Origin of the sequence: Secundilactobacillus kimchicus JCM 15530 (assembly GCF_001433995.1) — a bacterium.
Lineage (GTDB): Bacteria > Bacillota > Bacilli > Lactobacillales > Lactobacillaceae > Secundilactobacillus > Secundilactobacillus kimchicus.
The window spans coordinates 1-19,455 of record NZ_AZCX01000012.1; the positions used below are offsets into that span (position 1 = coordinate 1).

Sequence of the window (19,455 nt, forward strand, 5' to 3'; positions counted from 1 at the left end):
AAGACCCAGATAAAGTGATTTCTTTAAGCTAGATTGCATGAAAAATTCCTCCAAACATATTTGTATGTAACTCATCAAGCAGAAACAGTATACCTGAAATTACTCTGAATGTTAAGTAAAATCCACTAGGAAATTACAAAATGGTTCTGAACTGGCACCCAAAATAACTCATGCACACCCCATTCAACTTACGACCGAATTATAACGCAGGCTCACAAATAAAATCAAGCAGAAACACCAAAATGTCTCATCCTTGACATGTTTTAACGTAATTGAAATATACGTCAAAACCTGCACCATAGACGGTCCGCCACTGAGTCATTTTCATCATAACGCACTTGATTCGAATATGCTATTAATTAACTTTGTTAAATAGCTGATAGGTTTTTTAAACCCTTTTAAAACCCTAGTTATCGTAAATCAGAGGCCTAAATTATTCTGAAATCAAGCCGAAAAATAAAGATTGATCTGCCGCTAAAAACGGTAAATCAATCTAAGTAGGTGAAACATTCTATGATGACCTTCCAGCTAATTTACGACTCACAAATATAGGAATCATGGGGAATGAGTCCCTGACTACAAAACAAGGGTGTGAGCCGAAGACCTCACTATCAAGTCCCCTTAAATATAGCAAGCCCCCTACCTAATTTCAATTAGTATTACCTGCAATCTGTTCTTAAAATTGACCAGATTATAAAATTCCTAAAACTTCTCAAACTTTGGCACTAAAAAAGCCCCCATAATCGGGGACTCAGGGGAGTAACCACATTTGCGGCGCTTTCGGGCGGTAAGAACCCTAACGCTATCAATGTGTCTGCCAATCAGTAGGACGTTCTTAGCTCAAATGTCCGTGCAACACAACAATCATAGGGGAATGAAAAAACTGGGAGAACGGCAGAAACGAGCGCTTTGTCGAACTGTTGTCGATTTACATTATAGTGTAAACCGTTACCAAAATGCAACGTGTTCGTAATATTCGTGACAAAGCGTCACAAACGTATTATTACCGCCAGATGCCGTGCTGTCCGCTATACGCATCCGTATTCTCCAAATACGTCATTTCATCCGTTGAAATTCGACGTTGTAACTTTTCTGCAATCGGCTTTTCCAACCGACCGTCTTCCACAGCGCTTTGAATCAGATCATACTCGGCATGAAACGCTCGCAGAAACATCTGATAAACGTAATCGGAGTTCACGTCTTCGGCATGGATTCGCCGGTGCCGCGTCCGGTAGTAGCGTTTTACCATGTTCGTTTCAACGGCATTGCCCTGCTGTTCATTTAAAAAGGCCATCACAGCATCAAACCCCGCCTGCTCGATTGGGAGGATATCCTCACCATGTTCTTCAAACTGTTCGCGCCAATAAACTTCTTCCATCGCAATCGGCGCCGTCAAAAACGCCTGTTGAGCCCGCCCTAAATTCCGATACTGGGCCCCCATATGGAAGGTGAAGCGAATTTTGAGCACCACATTCTTCCAAATTTTTTCGTCAGCTGTGAAATTAGTAAACTGCAGAAACCGACCATAGTATTTGAACTCATCATCCGTAATTTGACCGTCATCGCGCATCTTAGAAACGGCTGCCAGTTCAATTTTATGGCTCTGCCCGATCAGCTCCCGCCGGATTCTCATATTCGGGGTAGCATCCAGAATCAGCTGCTGCTGAAGCGATTCAATCACCACCTGGGCCTCCGCTTTATGCGCCGTTTCTTGACTAAGGTCATGAATGGCGGCTTGAATCATCCGTCTGACCCACCGATACCGCGGTTGCCCCGTTTCTTGCGACGGCAATAATAGGGGCACAAAGATGGTGGGCGCAATCAGACTCGTTAAAATAACAACGGCCGCTAAGAAGATCAACATGCCACGTAGCGCAAACGGCTGACCATTCACACGATCCGGCATTGAAAAGGCCAACGATAGCGTAATCGTCCCATTTGCGCCACTCAGGGCCATAATTAAGCTATCCCGCCAGGCATGCTCCGATTTTGTCTGACGCTTAATCATATAACGCGACCAAACCCAACGGAGTGCACCCTTAGCGAGGTAAATTCCAATACCAACAACGATGAGTGTCAACACCGTGACGTTTGATTCATCGGACAAGTGTAAGGCACGGGTCACTTCAGGCAGTGACAGGCCGAGTAAAACAAACACGACCCCACTGAGTGTGCCGGAGGCAATCTCCCAGACGTTGCTAGTCACCAACTGCATTCGCGAACTCGTCAGCTGCAACTTGTCACGTTCTGACCCCTGGACGAGCCCAGCCGCAACAACGGCTAAAATCCCAGATAATTCGAGTTCCTCGGCCAACAAATAGACTAGAAATGGTGATAACAGTTGAATCAGTACCATGATTAACGGCGTATCGTCGTTGTAACGAATCAGCGCTAACCGCACGCTAACAACAATGGTTCCAACAATGCCTCCGAATAACAAGCCCCCTAAAAACTCCCACAGGAAGACCACTAGGGCGGTCCCCATCGAAAATTGGCCAGAAATGTACGCCGTCATCGCCATATCGAAGATAACGATTCCAGCGGCGTCGTTGAACAGAGATTCGTTTTTCAGCGTGCCCGCCTGCTCTTCAGCGATGGGATTCGCCTCGAAGATTGAATTAACCGCTGACGCATCCGTCGGCGAAACAATCGCCAGTAACGCGAAGCTTAACGTCAATGGTAAGAGGGCAAACAAAAAATGGAGCCCCGTCCCGACGATGATGACAGTCATTAGGACCAATCCCACCGCCAGCGACAAAATATTAGAAATCGACCGGCCAATCCAGTCCCTTGAGCTGTTCTGCGCCTCGTTAAACAAAAGCGGTGCAATAATAGCCAGAGCAAACGTGCTTGGATTCAGCTCAAATGACCGGTACATCGGTAACCCAGCCAACAGCAAGCCAAGCGCAATTAAGAAAAACGGCAACGGAATAACGGGAACGTGCCGCGCAATAATGTTAGCAACCACCACGGCTGCGATGATAATGCCAAGTAATAATACCTGTTCCAAAAGGTTCGGCCTCCTCAACTTTTTTTCAACCCTCATTTTACGCTACCCTGCAAAAAATAGCGGTAATTTGTGCTCATCTCACACCAAGCAAAAAGCGGCCCCGAAATTAGGCCGCCACGATTGGCTTACAAAAAGGTATCCGCTCCGGACGCGAAACGGTCTGAAGCAGATCCTTTCTCATTTATTTTAGTCATCTTTTTTCTATATTAAAAGGTTTAAACTCGACCAATTGACGATTCGCCGTAACTCGGCCTAGCTGGCCAGCTTGTAGTGTCTCTTCACCGCATTGGACAAGTAGGTCAAAAATCCAATAAGAATTAGGTACATCAACGCAATCAAGAACCACACCTTGAACCCTTCCATGTTCTTCGCGATGATGATGGTTCCCTCTTGGGTCAGCTCGGCAATCCCGATGGCTGACAGGACCGACGTTCCCTTGAGGGCAATGATGAACTGGTTGATAAAGGATGGCACCATGATGCGAATGGCTTGTGGTAACACAATTTGCCGCATGGCTCCAAAGTACGAAATCCCGCAGGCTCGTGCCGCTTCCATCTGGCCCTTCGGTACGGCATCAATCCCACCACGGACAAAGGACGCGGTATAGGCACTGTTTTCCAGCGTAATGGTCACGACCCCTGCGATAAACAGCGGAATCTTTTCACCAGTCAGGTTGGGAATCCCGATGTAAACGAAAAAGGCTAGCACCATAACGGGAATGCTTTTGAAAACAAAGGCATAGGTCGTCGCGATGGCTTGCAACGCCTTGTTCGGGAAAACGCCCAGAATACCCAGAAACACCCCAATAATGGTGGCGAAAATGATGGAGAGGACCGTGATTTCCACGGTCATGGTGATCCCGCTGATAAACGAGTCCGCGTTTTGACGTAACAAGCCTAGAAATGACCGATCAACTTTCGGCCCATCCGTGACCGTACTATTTTTACCAAGGTAGGTGGTCATAATTCGATCGTAGGTGCCATCCGCCTTGATGGCCTTGAGCCCGGCATTAAATTGCCGCAACAACTTTGCGTGGGTGCCTTTCTTAACCCCAAACGCCACGGGATTCTTGTTGTACGCTTTGCCCACCATGTGCAACTTCATTTTGTTTTTGATGGCCGACTCAACCGTGGCGGTCGAATCCACTGCCGCCACCGTGTTACCGACCAGTACATCGTTAAATTGCGTATTACTATCCTTAAACCGGCGTAGGTTAAACCCGTACTTCTTTTGCACACTTTCCGCGTACGCCTCAGAGGTAGACCCCGCCTTAACTGCGACCGTTTTGCCTTTCAGATCCGACCAACTCTTAATCTTGCTGTTCGTCGGGGCCACCAAGGTTAACCCCACGTCTAGGTACGAATTGGAGAAGTCGATCTTTGCCTGACGTTCAGGCGTCACCATCAAAGCCGCCAAAATGCCATCCGTCTGGTTCCCCTCAAGCGCCGTGATGTTGGCCGTTAGTTCCATTGGCCTAAAAGTATAGGTAAAGTGTTCCTTTTTTGCGATCGCCTTAAAAAGTTCAATTTCTAGTCCGGGGTGCTTACCGGTATAGCCCCCTTTATTATCCTGAATCTGAAATGGCATAAAGGTCGGCCCGGTGCCAATCGTATAATGGTCAGCCGCTTTAGCCTGGTTTGAAAAAAGCAAGATGAAGGAGAGCAAAAAAACAAACGCGAGTGATAGTTTAACCATAATTTTTCTCATTGTTTTCACACCTTTTTGCATTTTTCTCACACTATAGCACGCCGTGTCAAAAAATAAAAGTGCCTAATTTTCTTAATTTAATGGTGTTTAACAGTAAATATACCGAAAGTTCCCGTCTATTGACAGATTAAAAAATAGTTAGTATATTTAGGTCGTTCCATAATATTCATTCAAAAACCTTGTAATTATTCTGTATCTGCCTAAGAAAAGCCTCACAGAACGGAGGAACCCCCATGTCGATGATTGAATTTCATAACGTCGAAAAATACTATGGCGATTATCATGCGCTACGCCAAATTAACCTCACCATTGAAAGCGGCGAAACGGTGGTGTTAATCGGCCCATCCGGTTCGGGAAAATCAACCCTGCTGCGCACCGTTAACGGCCTCGAAAGCATCCAGCAGGGCCAGTTAATCGTCAACGGGCAGGACTTGGCCGACAGCAAAACCGATATGAACCGGATTCGTAAAAACGTCGGCATGGTCTTTCAACACTTTAACCTCTATGCTAATAAAACCATTCTAGAAAACGTCATGTTGGCGCCGCGGATGGTCCTCCACCGACCGGAAGCCGAAAATAAAAAAATCGCAATGGACCTGCTCGATCAAGTGGACTTGGTGAATCAAGCCACTAAGATGCCATCGCAATTGTCAGGTGGTCAACAACAACGCATCGCCATCGCGCGGTCACTGGCGCTCCAACCCAAAGCGCTCCTCTTTGACGAGCCCACCAGCGCGCTAGATCCCGAAATGATCGACGACGTGTTAAACGTCATGAAGACCATCGCCAAGGATTCCGACATGACGTTACTGGTCGTGACCCACGAGATGGGCTTCGCACGAGAAGTTGCCAACCGGGTCATCTTCATGGCGGACGGGCAAGTCTTGGAAGATGATAGTAAGGAACACTTCTTTAATGGCCAGCCCTCAAACGAACGAGCCCGCCAGTTCTTGGGGAAAATCATTACCCACTAACACACTTGGAGGACAAACAAGCCCCACCCCAGTTCGACTTCAACTGGGGTGGGGCTTGTTCTTCATCTATTCTATTGACCCAATTTTTTACTTTAATGCCGGGTCGTTACTGCTTAAACAGCGTCATTAACTTATCGAAATTAATGGTTCCAAGACCACTTGCCTGATTGTACAACTTACCGGGTTGGCCGGTGTAGTAAAGGTTCGTACTATCGACACTATCCAATACGGTAAACGGCGAGTTCGGTTGTTGCGCAAACTTGTAAATCTGCGGGTTCCAGAACCCAACTGGTTGACTGAGTCCACTGTTCATGACGGCGTTGGCGCCCGCCATTTGCGGTGTCGTAAAGCTCGTACCACCGCTAACTTGCCAGAACTTAATTGGATGGGTCAAAACCTGATTACCAACCGGCATCACTTGCACACCACTGGCATACACGGCGTAGCCAGTCGTCTTATCAGCGTTCCCTGAGACGTCCGGCAGGTTTCGCCCCGTCTTCGTTCCCGTAATGACCTTCGGGTTCTTTTGGACCACGTACTTGCCCTTCTGATATTTCAGAAGCGAAATCGCGCGGAACGTGTTCACACCCGGTACGCCCAGTTGATAAGGTGGTGTTGTGTTCAGTTCAGAGAACCCACCACCACCAGCCGCAAAATGACCACCGGCAATATCTTTTGTCCCCATCGAAATCATATCACCCCACGCCGTTTCGTTCGGTTGGTTGACATCCTTCCCCCGGATATTGTACTGGTATGGCAATGTTGTGCCCCCAACTACGGTAATATATGGTGACGTTGAGAACGGGTGATTCTCATAGCTGGCTGGTTCGCCCCAGATGCCGGTGTCGCCACTGGCTGCAAAGACCGAGATTCCCTGAGCAGCCGCCTGCCGGAAGATAATGTTGAAGGCCTGATTAAGTTGCTGCACGGTCTCGCTAGCACCGCTACTAAACAACTTGGCATCTTCCATATCCGAGCTAAAGCTGGTACTCAACTGCTTATCGCGATTAGCGCTGATGGCGTTCGCAAAGGCGTTGTAGTACAGTTGGTCCATCTTTTCCGTCTCGTTTTCCGAAATGGCCGTGTAAACGTCAATCTTCGCGCCCGGCGCCGTTTCACCAGCTTGCTCCACGTCTAGTGACGCTTCGACCTGTCCGTCATTGAAGCCCATCGACTGGTTGTAATCCGCCACGGCCGCTTTTTGGTCATCCGTGTAGTACTTCGTAATCCGGTTCGCGCTTGCCGGTGCCCCAACCATCCGCCAGTACGTCTGAGCGTCCTTGACATTCATATCGGCGGCCAGGGTAATAATGCCAATCCGCTGACCCTGACCGGTTTGGCCGTTTTTAGTCAACTGGTCCAAGTGGTATTGCTTCGCAAACTTCGCTGCCCCGTATTTGTTCGCAAAATCGGTCGAATTCAGCTTAAGATTTGGCTTATCGTTGAATTTCGGATAAACCGCGTGCTTGGCTTTCTTAGCCTTGGCGTCGGTCTTCTTAGCGTACAACCCAATCACGGCCACCGTTTTTTTCGATAGTGTGGCTGGTAGCTTCGTCGTCGTGTGCGTGTTCACCTTGGTCTTGGTCAGCTTCGCCTTAAACGCCTTCACGAGGTTAGCCCGCGTCCCAGTCACTCGCAACACGAGGTTCCCCGGGAACACCTTGGTGGTTAACTTGTAGCGCTTAAAATACTTTTGGAACTGCTTGACTGTACTGGTCGACTGGCCGAACTGGCTGGCCACCCCACTCGGTGTCAGATACTGGTGGTAATGCGCCGTCCCCGGTGTGACCGTCTGGTACACGTAGTCCGTAAAGCCGCCGTCATTTGTCGGTTTCAACACCACGTTGATCGACGTCTTAGCGGCGGCATGGGCCGCCACAGTCGTTGAAGCGCCGCCAAAAAGCAGGCCCGCGCCAACTAGCGTCAGTGTCGCTAGCGTTTTGTTCATTATAATACCCCTCCCCAATTCCTCGTGACCCATCAGCCCCCAAATTTGCTAACCAAAATGGCCAGTAAAACACTGCTGCATCAGCTTTATGGCGTTATTTTGTCATAATGCCAACGTCGGGTCAATTGGAACGTCTCGGGAATTTGAACGGTCGGGGTTGGTGAGGCCCGTGGCGATGGTTCTGGCCGAGGATAATGGGTTTGTATTTGACGAGATATCGACTATACTGACCTCACGGAGGGACGTCCGATGCCAGAAACCACCAAAGTTAGAAAAGTCGGCAATAAATGCGTGTTACCTATTCCGGCGACAATATCAAGTCACGTTGGTGATGTCTTTCAGGTCACCGAACAAGGCGATGGCACACTCGTTTATTTGCCAGTGAAAAGCGCCAATATCTTCGCCTCACTCGCGTGGCAAAAATCACGATTACCAGGGCGACATGACCAAAGTTGACGCTTTGAAGCCTTTACTCCCAAGGGGGCTGGAGCGCTTAGATGACTCGCAATGACCGACTTTCAGCACCCCAAAAGTGCCATTATCGTCATGGATGCCGAAGCTTTTTTGCACACAAAAACCCCTACCAATCGGCAGGGGTTTTCATGACTTTGACGAGTTACGGGGTCCTTTTTCACAAGACCACATTAACACTTATGACGCCAGGTCACAACTAAAGTCTCTCTTCTTTACTGAATCAATTGAATCTTTCCGTGATTTTGTGCGTATATAACCCTATTGGCAATTAAAAAATCCGCGGGGAGGTTCAACTGGCATGACGAAATGGCCGGCATCATTTAAAATTCATTTCCATTTTCACTTTTCAACTATTATGTGATATACTATAACTCGAACAGACGTTTGGCACATTTGAGAGTATGAGGAGGACGCCACGTGGCTGCAAAAGCAGATAATTTAGATAGCAAAATGACCGACAAACAAAAAGCCTTAGAAAAGGCCATGAAAGACATTACCAAGAAGTTCGGGACCGGGGCCATCATGAGTATGGGCGAAAAGCCCAACCAACATGTTGAGGTCACTTCAACCGGGATCTTATCCCTTGACGACGCGCTTGGGGTAGGTGGCTTACCAAAGGGCCGGATTATCGAAATCTACGGACCTGAAAGTTCCGGGAAAACGACCATCGCCTTGCAAGCTGCCGCAGAAGTGCAGAAAAAGGGCGGTACCGTCGCTTATATCGATGCCGAAAACGCGATGGATCCCGTCTACGCGCGGAACTTAGGCGTTGATATCGACTCACTCCTGCTATCCCAACCTGATACTGGTGAAGTTGGGATGGAAATTGCGGACGCCCTGGTTGGGTCATCCGCCGTTGACCTCATCGTCGTCGATTCCGTGGCCGCATTAGTTCCAAAGGCCGAAATCGAAGGCGAAATGGGCGACTCCCACGTGGGGTTACAAGCCCGGTTAATGTCACAAGCCTTGCGGAAGCTCGCTGGCCGGGTGCACCAAAACCAAGTGACCATCATTTTCATTAACCAATTACGTGAAAAGATCGGTGTGATGTTCGGCAACCCCGAAACTACCCCTGGTGGTCGGGCCCTGAAGTTCTACGCTAGTATCCGGATCGAAGTGCGTCGTAGCACCCAGATCAAGGAAGGCGACAAGGTCATCGGGAACGAAACCCACATTAAGATCGTGAAGAACAAGGTTGCGCCGCCGTTCAAGAAGATCAGTACCGTCATGAGTTACGGTCACGGGATCGACAAGTACGGCGACATGCTCAACTTGGCCATCCGAGATGACATCGACATCGTTAAGAAGTCCGGTTCTTGGTACTCCTATAATGATGAGCGACTCGGTCAAGGAGCTAACAACACCGCGCGTTACTTGGAGTCTCACCCTGAATTGGCTGATGAAATCGAAGCCAAAATTCGCGAAAAGATTATGCCGACCGAGACACCAGATGAGGAAACGGACGCGCCAGAGAGCACGGACTTAGACCTCGGTGAATAAGCCACGCATGACATTTCAAAGTTTCACCTAAATAAAGCTCGATCCCGGGGTCGCCGGAATCGAGCTTTTTTGGTGTCTTGCGATGAACTAGTAACGTCCCGCAATAATTAATTTCTTGTTGGCCGTGATGTAGGTCCCGTTGCTCAGGACGTAACGCGTCGTCAAATGATGTGTCACAATCTTAGCGACCTTGAGGTGGGCACCCTTGCGGTAATGCTTCGTAGCGCCCGTCAAGTTAACGTTCTTGTAAGCTTTAACCCCCGTCTTGTTGATGACCGTAATCACCCGTGACTTCGGTAATGACCGGTAATAGACTGGGACCACAAACGTCCGGTTAGCGGTAATGTAACCCTTCCAGCCGTCCGTCTTCTTGGTGTGGTTGACGTCGCGAACAATGTACCGTAGCGCACCAGTTTTAGACCGCGCATAACCCGTCACAACAAACATTGGCCGGTTAACTCGCGTCTGCTTCGCGTAGTATGTCTTGCGCGCCGATTTAGCGAACGTTCTGGAGTTGTACATATAAAGGCCGCGGACAGCGTACACCGCTTGGCCCTTAGCGGCAACCCCTTGTTCAGTGACCGTCACGCCCGTTTGACCCGTTACGGTTGGCACCGTGTGGGGTTGTTCTGGGATCGGCGTTGTCGCTGGTGTGGTTGGTGTTGTGGCCGTCGTTGGTGCCGGCGTTGGCACCGTCACTTTATAGGTGACATGAACGTCAGCGAGGTCCGTGATAAATTGATTGACCAAGTTCACCTTCTTGGGATCCATCTTGTTAGTAATTGACGTGGTGTAGGTGTCCCCCGAATTTGTCACATAGTTTCGAATATAGGCGGCTGCCTGAGCCGTTGCGTCCGCTTTAGCCTGGGCTTGTTCCTCACGAGTGCCTAATGTTGCCGCTTGTTTTTGTAAATCCACTGTTTGGCCATTAGACGTTGCGACAACGTTGCCAATCCCCGTATTTTCGTCATATGAGACAACCACGGTACTGGCATTTTTCCCAGTATTTGTCAGTGTCAAGGTCACAGAATCCAGCTTGCTACCCGCTGGCACCTTATCGGTGATCTGACCCTTAACGTCACTGTCCCGCACGGCGGTGATTAACCCCGAATCCATCACCGTCAAGTCAAACCGCGACGGTGAGCTTTGACTCGCTAACTGGTTGCCGTTTTGGTCCACCACGTTAGTTGACGTCTTTTGGTTGATTGTGACATCTTGAGTCTGTGCTGCTGGTTGCGTCGTCTCAGCCGATGGGTCATCAGCTGCCGACGCCACGTTGGATTGACTCATCACCACCAAACCAAGCGCTGCTGAAGCCACTCCCACAGCCAACCAACGCTTGCTTTCTTTAGCTAATTTTTGTTTGAGTGTTGCCACCTTTACGATCTTCCCTGTCATCATATATACCCCCTATGATCTCACGATTGAGCCTGTCTCAATCTACGATTAGTATATGGCATGTTGTTTTAAAATCCTATATTTCGATAGTGTCCTTCTTTTGATTAAAACGTTAAAAAATGGACACTAGCATTATATAGTCAGTGCTAAAACCGCTAGATATAGGGGAATGATCGCTACTTATAGTGGGTTGTTAGTATCAAGTTTCTAGATCCGATTAATGACTCAGTTTAACAAAAGTGTTTGTTTTAACTAAAAAGTGCGAAGTCATAAGACCTCACACTTTTTAACCGCATCCAATCACTGGATCCGTTCTGAATTGGCTTCCAAGAAACTAGCAATCTTAACCATTTCTTCTTCCGAATCTGGTGCTACCGTAATTTCAAGGACAAAATCGACAATCAACCCTGCCTTGAGATTGACGTTGTAACCGTTAAGCTTCAGAAAAATCATGACGGAGACCCAAGACGTTCGCTTATTGTCGTCGAAAAAGACGTGCTTTTTGGTAATTTTTTGAAAAATATAAGCCGCTTTTAACCATATCGTCGGATAGGCTTCGCGACCAACAAAAAAGTTTCCGCCCAGTGAATCAGCCAAAACGCTGACCAACTGGACGGAAACTTTTACTTCATTTCAAACAAAATTGCTACCTTAAGTTCATCACCGTCAGCTTCTCCCGTGACATAGACAGGATACTGTTATGAACGCCTTGCGTGCCCATTCCGGACGACTTCACACCCAAGAACGGGAAGTTATCAGGGCCCCGTTCCGGCCGGCCGTTGACTTGCACCGTCCCAACTTCAACCGCGTTCGCAATCTCGAGCGCCTTGTCGATATCTTGGGTGAAAACGCTGGCCTGTAAGCCAAAGTTTGACTTGTTTGCAATCGCGATGGCCGCATCAGTCGTCTGAACCCGGATGATTGGCAACACCGGTCCGAACGGTTCAATCCAGGCAACGGCCATGTCTTCAGTCACATTGTCCAACAGCGTTGGCGCTAACAGGTTCCCCTGGCGCTGATTACCAGTGATGAGTGTTGCGCCCTTAGCAAGGGCGTCATCGATCAAGCCCTGAACAAAGTCAGCGGCTTTCTCGTCGATTAACGGGACAACGGTACTATCATCAACTGGCGATCCCACGGCGAGGGCTTCGACTGCTGGTTTGAGCTGTGCCACCAGCTGGTCGGCGACCTTGTCATCGACCAACACCCGCTTCACTGCGGTGCACCGCTGACCGGAATACGAAAAGGCCCCACTCACGATATTTTGCGTCGTCAGGTCCAGATCAGCATCCTCACACACGATGGCAGGATCTTTGCCGCCCAATTCAAGGACCAACGGAATCATGATCGACTTCTGCGACAGATGCTTCCCTGTCTTGGTACTCCCGGTAAAGCTAATCATGTTGATGCCAGGATGTTCGGTGAGGTAGTCCCCAATGACCGAACCACGCCCGGTAATCAAGCTCAGTAAGCCAGCAGGCAAACCCGTTCGATCCAGCGCTTCAATCATTTTGATGCCACTAATGGACCCCTGCGTGGCTGGCTTGAAAACTACCCCGTTACCGGCCATTAACGCCGGTGCAATCTTGGATGCCGCTAAGTTCACTGGGTAGTTAAACGGTGCAATCGCCAGTACAACACCTAACGGGACGCGTTCAATAATCCCCAACTTATCCTTGGAGCCGCCCGGGAAGCCGTCCCCACGAACACTTTCACCGTGCATGTGCAGCGCTTCTTGAACGGTATAGCGAATTAAATCCACGGTCCGAGTGACTTCTTTTTCAGCATCGTTGTAGTTCTTGCCGACTTCGTTCATCACAGCGGTCGCAATCGCTTCTCTGTCCTTTTCCAGCTCACTGGCCCACTGGTTCAGATAGTCCCCGCGTTCCCCAAGGGACAAGTCCGCCCAAACTCGTTGCGCAGCTTTTGAAGCCGCAATACTTTGGTCAACCTCATCCTGAGTCAAGGCTTGCACCCGACCGATCACATCCGCTTTCCAAGGCGATGTAATCGCAATCGTTTCCTGGGACTCGCTGAATCGCCATTCTCCCGCAATGTAGGCGGGATAAACCTTCACTTCTTGATCATTCGCTTTCATCCATCATGCTCCTTTACTGCCGGTTTCCACCGTCAATTATTCAGTCGCCTAAAAAAACATTAAAACAAGTTTATCACCATGCCACCAAAATCTCATCCTTTTTGATGATTATTTTGTGAATCTTTCTTTGTTAGAGCGCCAACAAATTATAATTAATTTCACAAGCAACGGCGCCTTTTTCTCCGATCAACGTCTCCCCCTCCTCGTCAATTTGCTTTTTCCTCAAAAAAATGTTAGGCTGGTAAAATTTTTCCAACGGGAGACTCGATGACAATGAAAATCACCAGAAACGATATGATCCTCGGCTTATTCAACAACATTGCGCTAATCGCACCAATCATTCTTGGACTGATTGCTCACAACATTCAGCTGGGTGTCTTCGGGGCATTCGGCGCCCTGGTTTACAACTACTACGTGCCGCAGGAAAACAAAAAGGGTCTCGTGTACTTTGGCCTAATGGGAACCATCGCGTTTGTCGGCTTTTTCATCGGCCTCCTCATTAACATTATCCCGTGGGTGACCCCCATTTTTATCTGCACCCTAGGCGGCCTGACCCTTTTCATCAACAAGCGGTGGAATATTATCGGGCCCGGCCCATTTTTCATCATGATGATTGGCAGCATGGCTGGCACTCAAGCGTTCGTCAGTTTCCAGAGAATCGAAACCGTTTCGTGGTACCTGTTGATTGGTATATTATCCGCAGCGGCATCCGCGCTAGCAGCTGAGTGTTGCTTGCACGTCTTTCACGGGACGTTTATTCCTGAACAATCTCGGTTTAATAACGATTCATTCTTAGACGTTTTGATGCTTCTCTCGATTGGCTATGCCATCGCTATTTTCCTGGCTTTTTACATCGGCAAGAACCTACAGCTCTTCAACTATTATTGGATCGTCGTGGCCTGCGCGGCCGTCATGAAAGCCGAAAATTCAAAACACGCGTTCACTCGATTTCATCAGTACGTCATCGGCGCTGCGGTGGGCTGTGGGCTCTCATTTGTCTTGATGTCCTTGCCGTTAAATTTGACGACCCACGTCGTAACGATCGTGCTTTTGAACACCTTAATTTACTGGCAAATCAACAAAAATTACCTCGTCGGCAATTTTTTCACTACCCCGCTTGCCCTCCTTCTCTTTAAGTTACTCATTCCCCAATTAAATAACGATGCCATTATCGCCCGGCTAGTTGCCGTGGTTATCGGGACGACGCTCGGCCTACTTTTTATCTTTTTGACCGAAAAAACCCTTCATTACGTCTTCCCACATCGAATGACTAAATTTTCATCCCGCTAAGGATTAACCACAATGTGCTCTTGAGACGGATAATGGTGCCGTATCAGCCACTTCGACCCAATTCGTGAGTAAACCCCCCCCCCGAAGAAGCAAAAAAACGTTGCTGCAGCGATTAAAGGCTGCAGCAACGTTTTTTAGTTTAAGCTATCAATCTAATCTTAGAGTTGGCCGTACTTCTTAGCTGTCCGGATCATGTTTGACACAAACCCGTATTCGTTATCGAACCAGGTAGCGGTCTTCACAACTTGGAACTTGCCGTTTGAAGTAACTTCCGTCAAGGTTGGGTCGAAGACCCCACCGTGGGTGTCGCCGATGATGTCTGATGAAACGATACTATCTTCGTTCCAGCCGAATGATGGGTTGTCATTCGTGTAAGGCTTGATGGCGTCGTTAACTTGGTCAGCCGTCACACCTTCAGTTCCTAATACAGAAACTAATTCGCAAACGGAACCGTCGATGACAGCAACCCGTTGTGCATGACCTTGCAAGTGCCCATCAAGTTCTGGAATAATCAAGCCAATGGCCTTAGCTGCCCCAGTTGAATGAGGAATCGTGTTAGCTGAAGCCGTCCGGTTTGGCCGTAACTTCGACCCCTTAGGACCATCCAAAATCATTTGTGAGCTGGTGAAGGCGTGAATAACCGTCATTGTCCCAACTTCAACCCCGAATTCCTTTTGCAAAGCCGCTGCCATTGGTGCTAAAGCGTTGGTCGTGCAAGAACCGGCTGAAATAATTTGGTCGTTAGCGTCTAACGTGTCGTCGTTAACGTTGTAAACAATGGTCTTCATTTGACCAGCAGGTGCTGAAATCAAGACCTTCTTAACGCCGGCGTCCAAGTGCGCTTGGGACTTGTCAGCTGACGTGTAGAACCCAGTACATTCGAGAACTAATTCAACGTCGTCGTTTTTAACCCAAGGAATGTTCTTTGCGTCACGTTCAGCGTAAACCTTGTATTCCTTGCCGTCGATAACCAATGAATCGTCCGTAGCAGAAACATCGTAAGGAACGGTGCCGTGCGTTGTGTCGTATTTAAATAAGTAAGCAAGCATCGATGGTGTTGTTAAATCGTTAATAGCTGTCACTTCGATGTCTGGATCTTTGAGTTCCAAAATCCGACGAAGTGCTAATCTACCAATTCGACCAAAGCCGTTAATCCCAATCTTTACCATGTGTTAATAGCCTCCCTATTTGCAACTAGTGAATAAACTAATTAAGAACCAATTTGATAATAACAGGTTTCACCTGAAATACAACGAAAACGACTCCACTTCTATAATTACCCAATATCAAGCTAAATGGCGCATAGTTTACCATTCAAACTAGCGAACTCTCACTCACGTTACCGCTTAACTAACCCAATTCAGTACAGGGATACCGACTACTGTCGGTTGAAGTGATTGTACAGTTTTTCAAAGTTAACGGTCCCTAGGCCAGTCGCCTGATTATACAGTTTACCTGGTTGACCCGTGTAATATAAATTATCATTATTCGTCGTATCTTGCAGCGGATTGAACGGTGAATCAGCTGTCTGCGCAAAGGTGTATATTTGCGGGTTCCAAAAACCAGTGACTGACTTTAAGCCACTATTCATCACTGCATTAGCTGCCGCCATTTGAGGAGCGACGTAACTCGTTCCCCCACCAACCATCCAAATCGGATTTGTCTTTTTACCCACTCGTGCCGTGAAGTACGTTGCGTACCCCGTCGCACCAGCGGCATTTCCTGAAACATCAGGCACATTTCGACCACTGCCAGTACCCGAAATAACTTTTGGATCACGGTTCAAAACATACTTGCCCTTCGAGAACGTCAGGTGTTGGATGGCATTAAACGTATTCACGCCCGGGAACCCTAGCTGATACCTCGGAGTTGGGTTAAGGACTGAAAAGCCACCGCCACTCCCCTCGAATACACCCTGTGAGATGTCTTCTTTGGATAAACCGACCACATCGCCCCAAGCCCGCTCCTTAGTAACAGTGACCTGCTTACCGTTCAGTTTCTTGCTAAATGGCAGCTGGGTCCCACCCACTTCGACTTCATAGGCTGAGGTGGGGATGCTAAGGTTGGGTTTCTTGTTCGGTGAATCGTACGGTCCATGATCCCCACTGGCATTGAAGATTGTAATACCTTGTAAGGCGGCCTGCTGGAATAGCGTGTCGAAAGCCTGACTGTACTCCTCTTTGGTTTCACTAAGCGGCAATTCACCGAATCCAAGAACTTCGTTTCCAACCGTGTAGCTTGTTGAAATTTGTTTATCAATATTACGCGAAATAGCCTCTGCAAACGTGTTTAAAAATGAAGCGTCCGTCATGACTGGCGTGTTCGTTGTCCCACTCATCGTACCTAAAAATGTATCAATTTCCGCCTTAGGTGCTAAGGAAGCAGCTTGTTGAACATCCAGTGACGCTTCCATCTGCGCAGGCATCGCTGCAGGTAATTTGAATGCCTGTGTGACCTGCGATTTAGGGACCGCATAATACTTATGGAGGCGCGTTGTATCGGCCGCTAAACCATTTTTCTGTAAATAGGTCGCCACGTCGCCTTTATTGTAATCTGACAACATGACTAGGCCAATCCGCTGACCCTGTCCTTCAAGCCCCTTATCATATAGCGCATTAAGTTGATAATTATCCACAAACTTTTGAGCACCGTACTGTTTTGAAAAATCAGCGCCGTTCAGCTTTAAATTCGGCCGCGTTGTCGCCTTAGTATTTTTGATAACCTTAGCCTTTTTAGCCCCCATTGTCAGACCAACAACTGAGTCCACTTGGCCAGCCAACGTTTTGGGCAACGTCACGTTTACTTTATGCTTACTTGTGACTAACTTGGCTTTAAACGCCTTTAAAACATTACTATACTGACCTGATACTTTTAGCATTAAGTTCCCCGGATACACCGCCGTCGCAAGCTTGTAACGTTTAAAATACGCCTTAAATTGATTAAGCTTCGCCGTCGGCTGGCCGTAGGTGTCGCCCACCTGACTTGTCGACAGGTACTTGTGATAGGCTTGTGATGATGGGTCAACTGTATCATAAACGGCGTCAATCATCGCCTGGCGATTTTGAGGTTCCAATACGACTGATACCGTTGTTTTGCGGCCAGCCGCTTGCGCGGATTGTTCCTGAGTGACAAAAGTCGCAACCCCACCCGTTACTAGCAGTGCTACGGCCACCAAAAATTCTCTCGTCTTTTTCAAATCAAAGTCCCCCCTCGGTTTCATTAATTATTCGTCTAAAATCGTAGCATACCCATTAACGATTCCGAAGAGAAACGGCTTGCAATTCAATTCTTCTTCGACTATTTTGAAGTCTTTATTTACCATATTCTCTAAAAGGTACGGTATGATGGATATTGTGGTAAAAAGCAAGTATCCCGCCCAACAACTGATGGCATAAAAAGCTGATTTTTCATATTCAGGGGGAAATGATTATGATTGAATCTTACAAAAAGTACTGGTTGAACTTTATCAACTTCTCAGGGACCTCTAGTCGTTCCGACTACTGGTGGCCAGCCTTTATTAACGTTATTCTTGGTGGTATTATTATCGCAATTGTCCAATCTATTACAGGCCACCCCATCGTTAATATCTATAATTGGCGAGACGAAGGGATCGCGGTCGTTAATAACGTCGTGGTTTATATCGTTTGGATTGCGGACTGGGCCGTGGCCGTTCGTCGGATGCACGACACTGACCGATCGGGCTGGTGGATCTTAATTCAGCTGATTCCAATTATTGGCTGGATTTGGTTCTTGATTTTACTGCTTTTACCAAGCAAACAAAATCGCTGGAGCTAATTGGCGCTGACACCATCTCATGATTTAGAATAAAAACGCCTGCTTAGAAGGACGAGGGTCCCTCTAAGCGGGCGTTTTTGCCATCTCTAATTATTAAACAGTGCCACAAAGAACAAGACCACGGCGGAAATCACCTGCACAAAATCAAAGAAAAAGTGCGTTGCGATATTTTGCCAAATGTTCTTGGACCAGAAGTAAATCAGCGCAAACCAGGCCCCGGCTGCCATGTAGGGTACCATGGCAACAATATCACCGTGAAAGTTGTTCCAGTGTACCAAACCAAACGCTACTGACGAGACAACAAACATCGCGCATAGCCCGACTTTGTTACGGTTAAACTGAAAAAATAAGGCATGGCGAAAGATGATCTCCTCAGTAAAAGGGGCCAGCAAGGGTGATATAGCTGCTCCAAGGCCTAAAGTTGCCTGTTCCATCGTACTAAAAGCCAATACATTACCAGTTTGAGCCATACCGAAATTCAGTCCCGCTAGCCCCAGGCCACTTCGCACCAAGCCAATGACCACATAGGTCAATGCGGCCCCAGAAATGGCCAACAATAGGTTCCGCCAGATATGCACCCGAAATTTGGGCCAATCCGTTTTTAAAACCCGGCCGTACAAAGCTAGGGCGACTGATAAATTGATCACCGAAATCACAATCATAAAAACCACTTTATTCCACACATTATCTGTCAGTGTCATCAGCCAGGCACCGACCACTAAACTAACAGGCGGAATCAGCGCAGCTCCTACGGTACGGCCCAGGTTCACCCGGTCTAGATTCAACTCTTTCATTTGATACTCCCCCAAATTATTCCGACCCCTCAGTCGTTAAATTTAACAGCCGTACCATAAGCGGCGACCGACTGCATATCATCGCCAATTGAACCAGTATCAAACCGCATCATGACGATTGCATCTGCTCCCATCTCCGCTGCGTTGGCTCGTAACCGATCCATAGCAAGATTACGAGCCTCTACTAACATCTCAGTGTACGCCTTAATCTCGCCACCAACGATGTTTTTTAAACTGGCTCCAATATCTCGAACAACATTTTTAGATTGGGTCGTTAAGCCAAATACTTCTCCAATTATCGTATATTTTTGGCCAGGAATTGTTTCCGTTGTAGTCACCATCATTTCTGCCATTATAAACCCCCACTTTCAAGTTATAGGTAAACGTTTAACCACGCCTAGGATATCATAAAAAATTAATTTAAGGGGCCCTTTAACCGCAAACTGGTATACCCACCGTGCATGGCT

At 48.0% G+C, this 19,455-nt stretch carries 15 protein-coding genes; 5 read left to right on the top strand and 10 right to left on the bottom strand.

Features of this window, described 5'->3' with window-relative positions; genetic code table 11:
* Positions 1 to 1,003 precede the first annotated feature (1,003 nt).
* On the bottom strand, positions 1,004 to 3,010 hold the full coding sequence (locus FC96_RS11110; protein ID WP_056943055.1) for a cation:proton antiporter: 2,007 nt from the start codon (positions 3,008 to 3,010) through the stop codon (positions 1,004 to 1,006).
* A 252-nt stretch (positions 3,011 to 3,262) separates the two neighbouring features.
* Entirely contained in the window at positions 3,263 to 4,717 is a 1,455-nt protein-coding gene (locus FC96_RS11115; RefSeq protein ID WP_156403224.1) for an ABC transporter substrate-binding protein/permease, read from the bottom strand.
* 233 nt (positions 4,718 to 4,950) lie between these two features.
* Between FC96_RS11115 and FC96_RS11120 the strand changes: the two genes are divergently transcribed.
* Positions 4,951 to 5,691, top strand: a complete 741-nt coding sequence (locus FC96_RS11120; protein WP_056943056.1) for an amino acid ABC transporter ATP-binding protein — start codon at positions 4,951 to 4,953, stop codon at positions 5,689 to 5,691.
* Between the two features lie 106 nt (positions 5,692 to 5,797).
* Here FC96_RS11120 and FC96_RS11125 read toward each other — a convergent pair whose 3' ends face one another.
* The gene (locus tag FC96_RS11125) at positions 5,798 to 7,639 is read right to left on the bottom strand and encodes a S53 family peptidase (protein ID WP_056943057.1); all 1,842 of its coding nucleotides are present in this window, start codon (positions 7,637 to 7,639) and stop codon (positions 5,798 to 5,800) included.
* Between the two features lie 249 nt (positions 7,640 to 7,888).
* Here FC96_RS11125 and FC96_RS11130 point away from each other — a divergent pair, with 249 nt between their 5' ends.
* Together FC96_RS11130 and recA are read left to right on the top strand one after the other, a co-directional pair.
* Complete coding sequence (locus FC96_RS11130) at positions 7,889 to 8,095, top strand: hypothetical protein (protein WP_055679602.1); 207 nt, start codon at positions 7,889 to 7,891, stop codon at positions 8,093 to 8,095.
* A gap of 468 nt (positions 8,096 to 8,563) precedes the next feature.
* Positions 8,564 to 9,613, top strand: a complete 1,050-nt coding sequence (gene recA / locus FC96_RS11135; RefSeq protein WP_082593628.1) for a recombinase RecA — start codon at positions 8,564 to 8,566, stop codon at positions 9,611 to 9,613.
* An 87-nt stretch (positions 9,614 to 9,700) separates the two neighbouring features.
* Here the strand turns inward: recA and FC96_RS11140 are convergent, their stop codons facing one another.
* The 3 genes from FC96_RS11140 to FC96_RS11150 all read right to left on the bottom strand — a co-directional run bounded on the left by FC96_RS11140 (position 9,701) and on the right by FC96_RS11150 (position 13,109).
* A complete protein-coding gene (locus tag FC96_RS11140; protein WP_156403225.1) occupies positions 9,701 to 11,014 on the bottom strand; it encodes a DUF5776 domain-containing protein in 1,314 nt (437 codons plus the stop codon).
* A 297-nt stretch (positions 11,015 to 11,311) separates the two neighbouring features.
* Positions 11,312 to 11,608: a type II toxin-antitoxin system death-on-curing family toxin gene (locus FC96_RS11145; protein WP_162253154.1), complete on the bottom strand. Its 297-nt coding sequence runs from the start codon at positions 11,606 to 11,608 to the stop codon at positions 11,312 to 11,314.
* A 49-nt stretch (positions 11,609 to 11,657) separates the two neighbouring features.
* Positions 11,658 to 13,109: an NADP-dependent glyceraldehyde-3-phosphate dehydrogenase gene (locus FC96_RS11150; protein WP_055679600.1), complete on the bottom strand. Its 1,452-nt coding sequence runs from the start codon at positions 13,107 to 13,109 to the stop codon at positions 11,658 to 11,660.
* Positions 13,110 to 13,382: 273 nt separating this feature from the next.
* On the opposite strand from FC96_RS11150, the gene FC96_RS11155 reads away from it, so the two are divergent.
* The gene (locus FC96_RS11155) at positions 13,383 to 14,399 is read left to right on the top strand and encodes an FUSC family protein (RefSeq protein WP_056943059.1); all 1,017 of its coding nucleotides are present in this window, start codon (positions 13,383 to 13,385) and stop codon (positions 14,397 to 14,399) included.
* 158 nt (positions 14,400 to 14,557) lie between these two features.
* On the opposite strand, the gene gap is transcribed toward FC96_RS11155, so the two are convergent.
* Both gap and FC96_RS11165 read right to left on the bottom strand, forming a co-directional pair.
* Positions 14,558 to 15,568, bottom strand: a complete 1,011-nt coding sequence (gap, locus tag FC96_RS11160; protein ID WP_055679598.1) for a type I glyceraldehyde-3-phosphate dehydrogenase — start codon at positions 15,566 to 15,568, stop codon at positions 14,558 to 14,560.
* Positions 15,569 to 15,777: 209 nt separating this feature from the next.
* The gene (locus tag FC96_RS11165; protein WP_162253155.1) at positions 15,778 to 17,595 is read right to left on the bottom strand and encodes a S53 family peptidase; all 1,818 of its coding nucleotides are present in this window, start codon (positions 17,593 to 17,595) and stop codon (positions 15,778 to 15,780) included.
* 233 nt (positions 17,596 to 17,828) lie between these two features.
* Between FC96_RS11165 and FC96_RS11170 the strand changes: the two genes are divergently transcribed.
* Entirely contained in the window at positions 17,829 to 18,194 is a 366-nt protein-coding gene (locus tag FC96_RS11170; protein ID WP_055679595.1) for a DUF805 domain-containing protein, read from the top strand.
* Positions 18,195 to 18,280: 86 nt separating this feature from the next.
* Here the strand turns inward: FC96_RS11170 and FC96_RS11175 are convergent, their stop codons facing one another.
* Positions 18,281 to 18,988: a CPBP family intramembrane glutamic endopeptidase gene (locus tag FC96_RS11175; protein ID WP_056943060.1), complete on the bottom strand. Its 708-nt coding sequence runs from the start codon at positions 18,986 to 18,988 to the stop codon at positions 18,281 to 18,283.
* A gap of 29 nt (positions 18,989 to 19,017) precedes the next feature.
* On the bottom strand, positions 19,018 to 19,341 hold the full coding sequence (locus tag FC96_RS11180; RefSeq protein WP_056943061.1) for a heavy metal-binding domain-containing protein: 324 nt from the start codon (positions 19,339 to 19,341) through the stop codon (positions 19,018 to 19,020).
* Between the last annotated feature and the right edge of the window lie 114 nt (positions 19,342 to 19,455).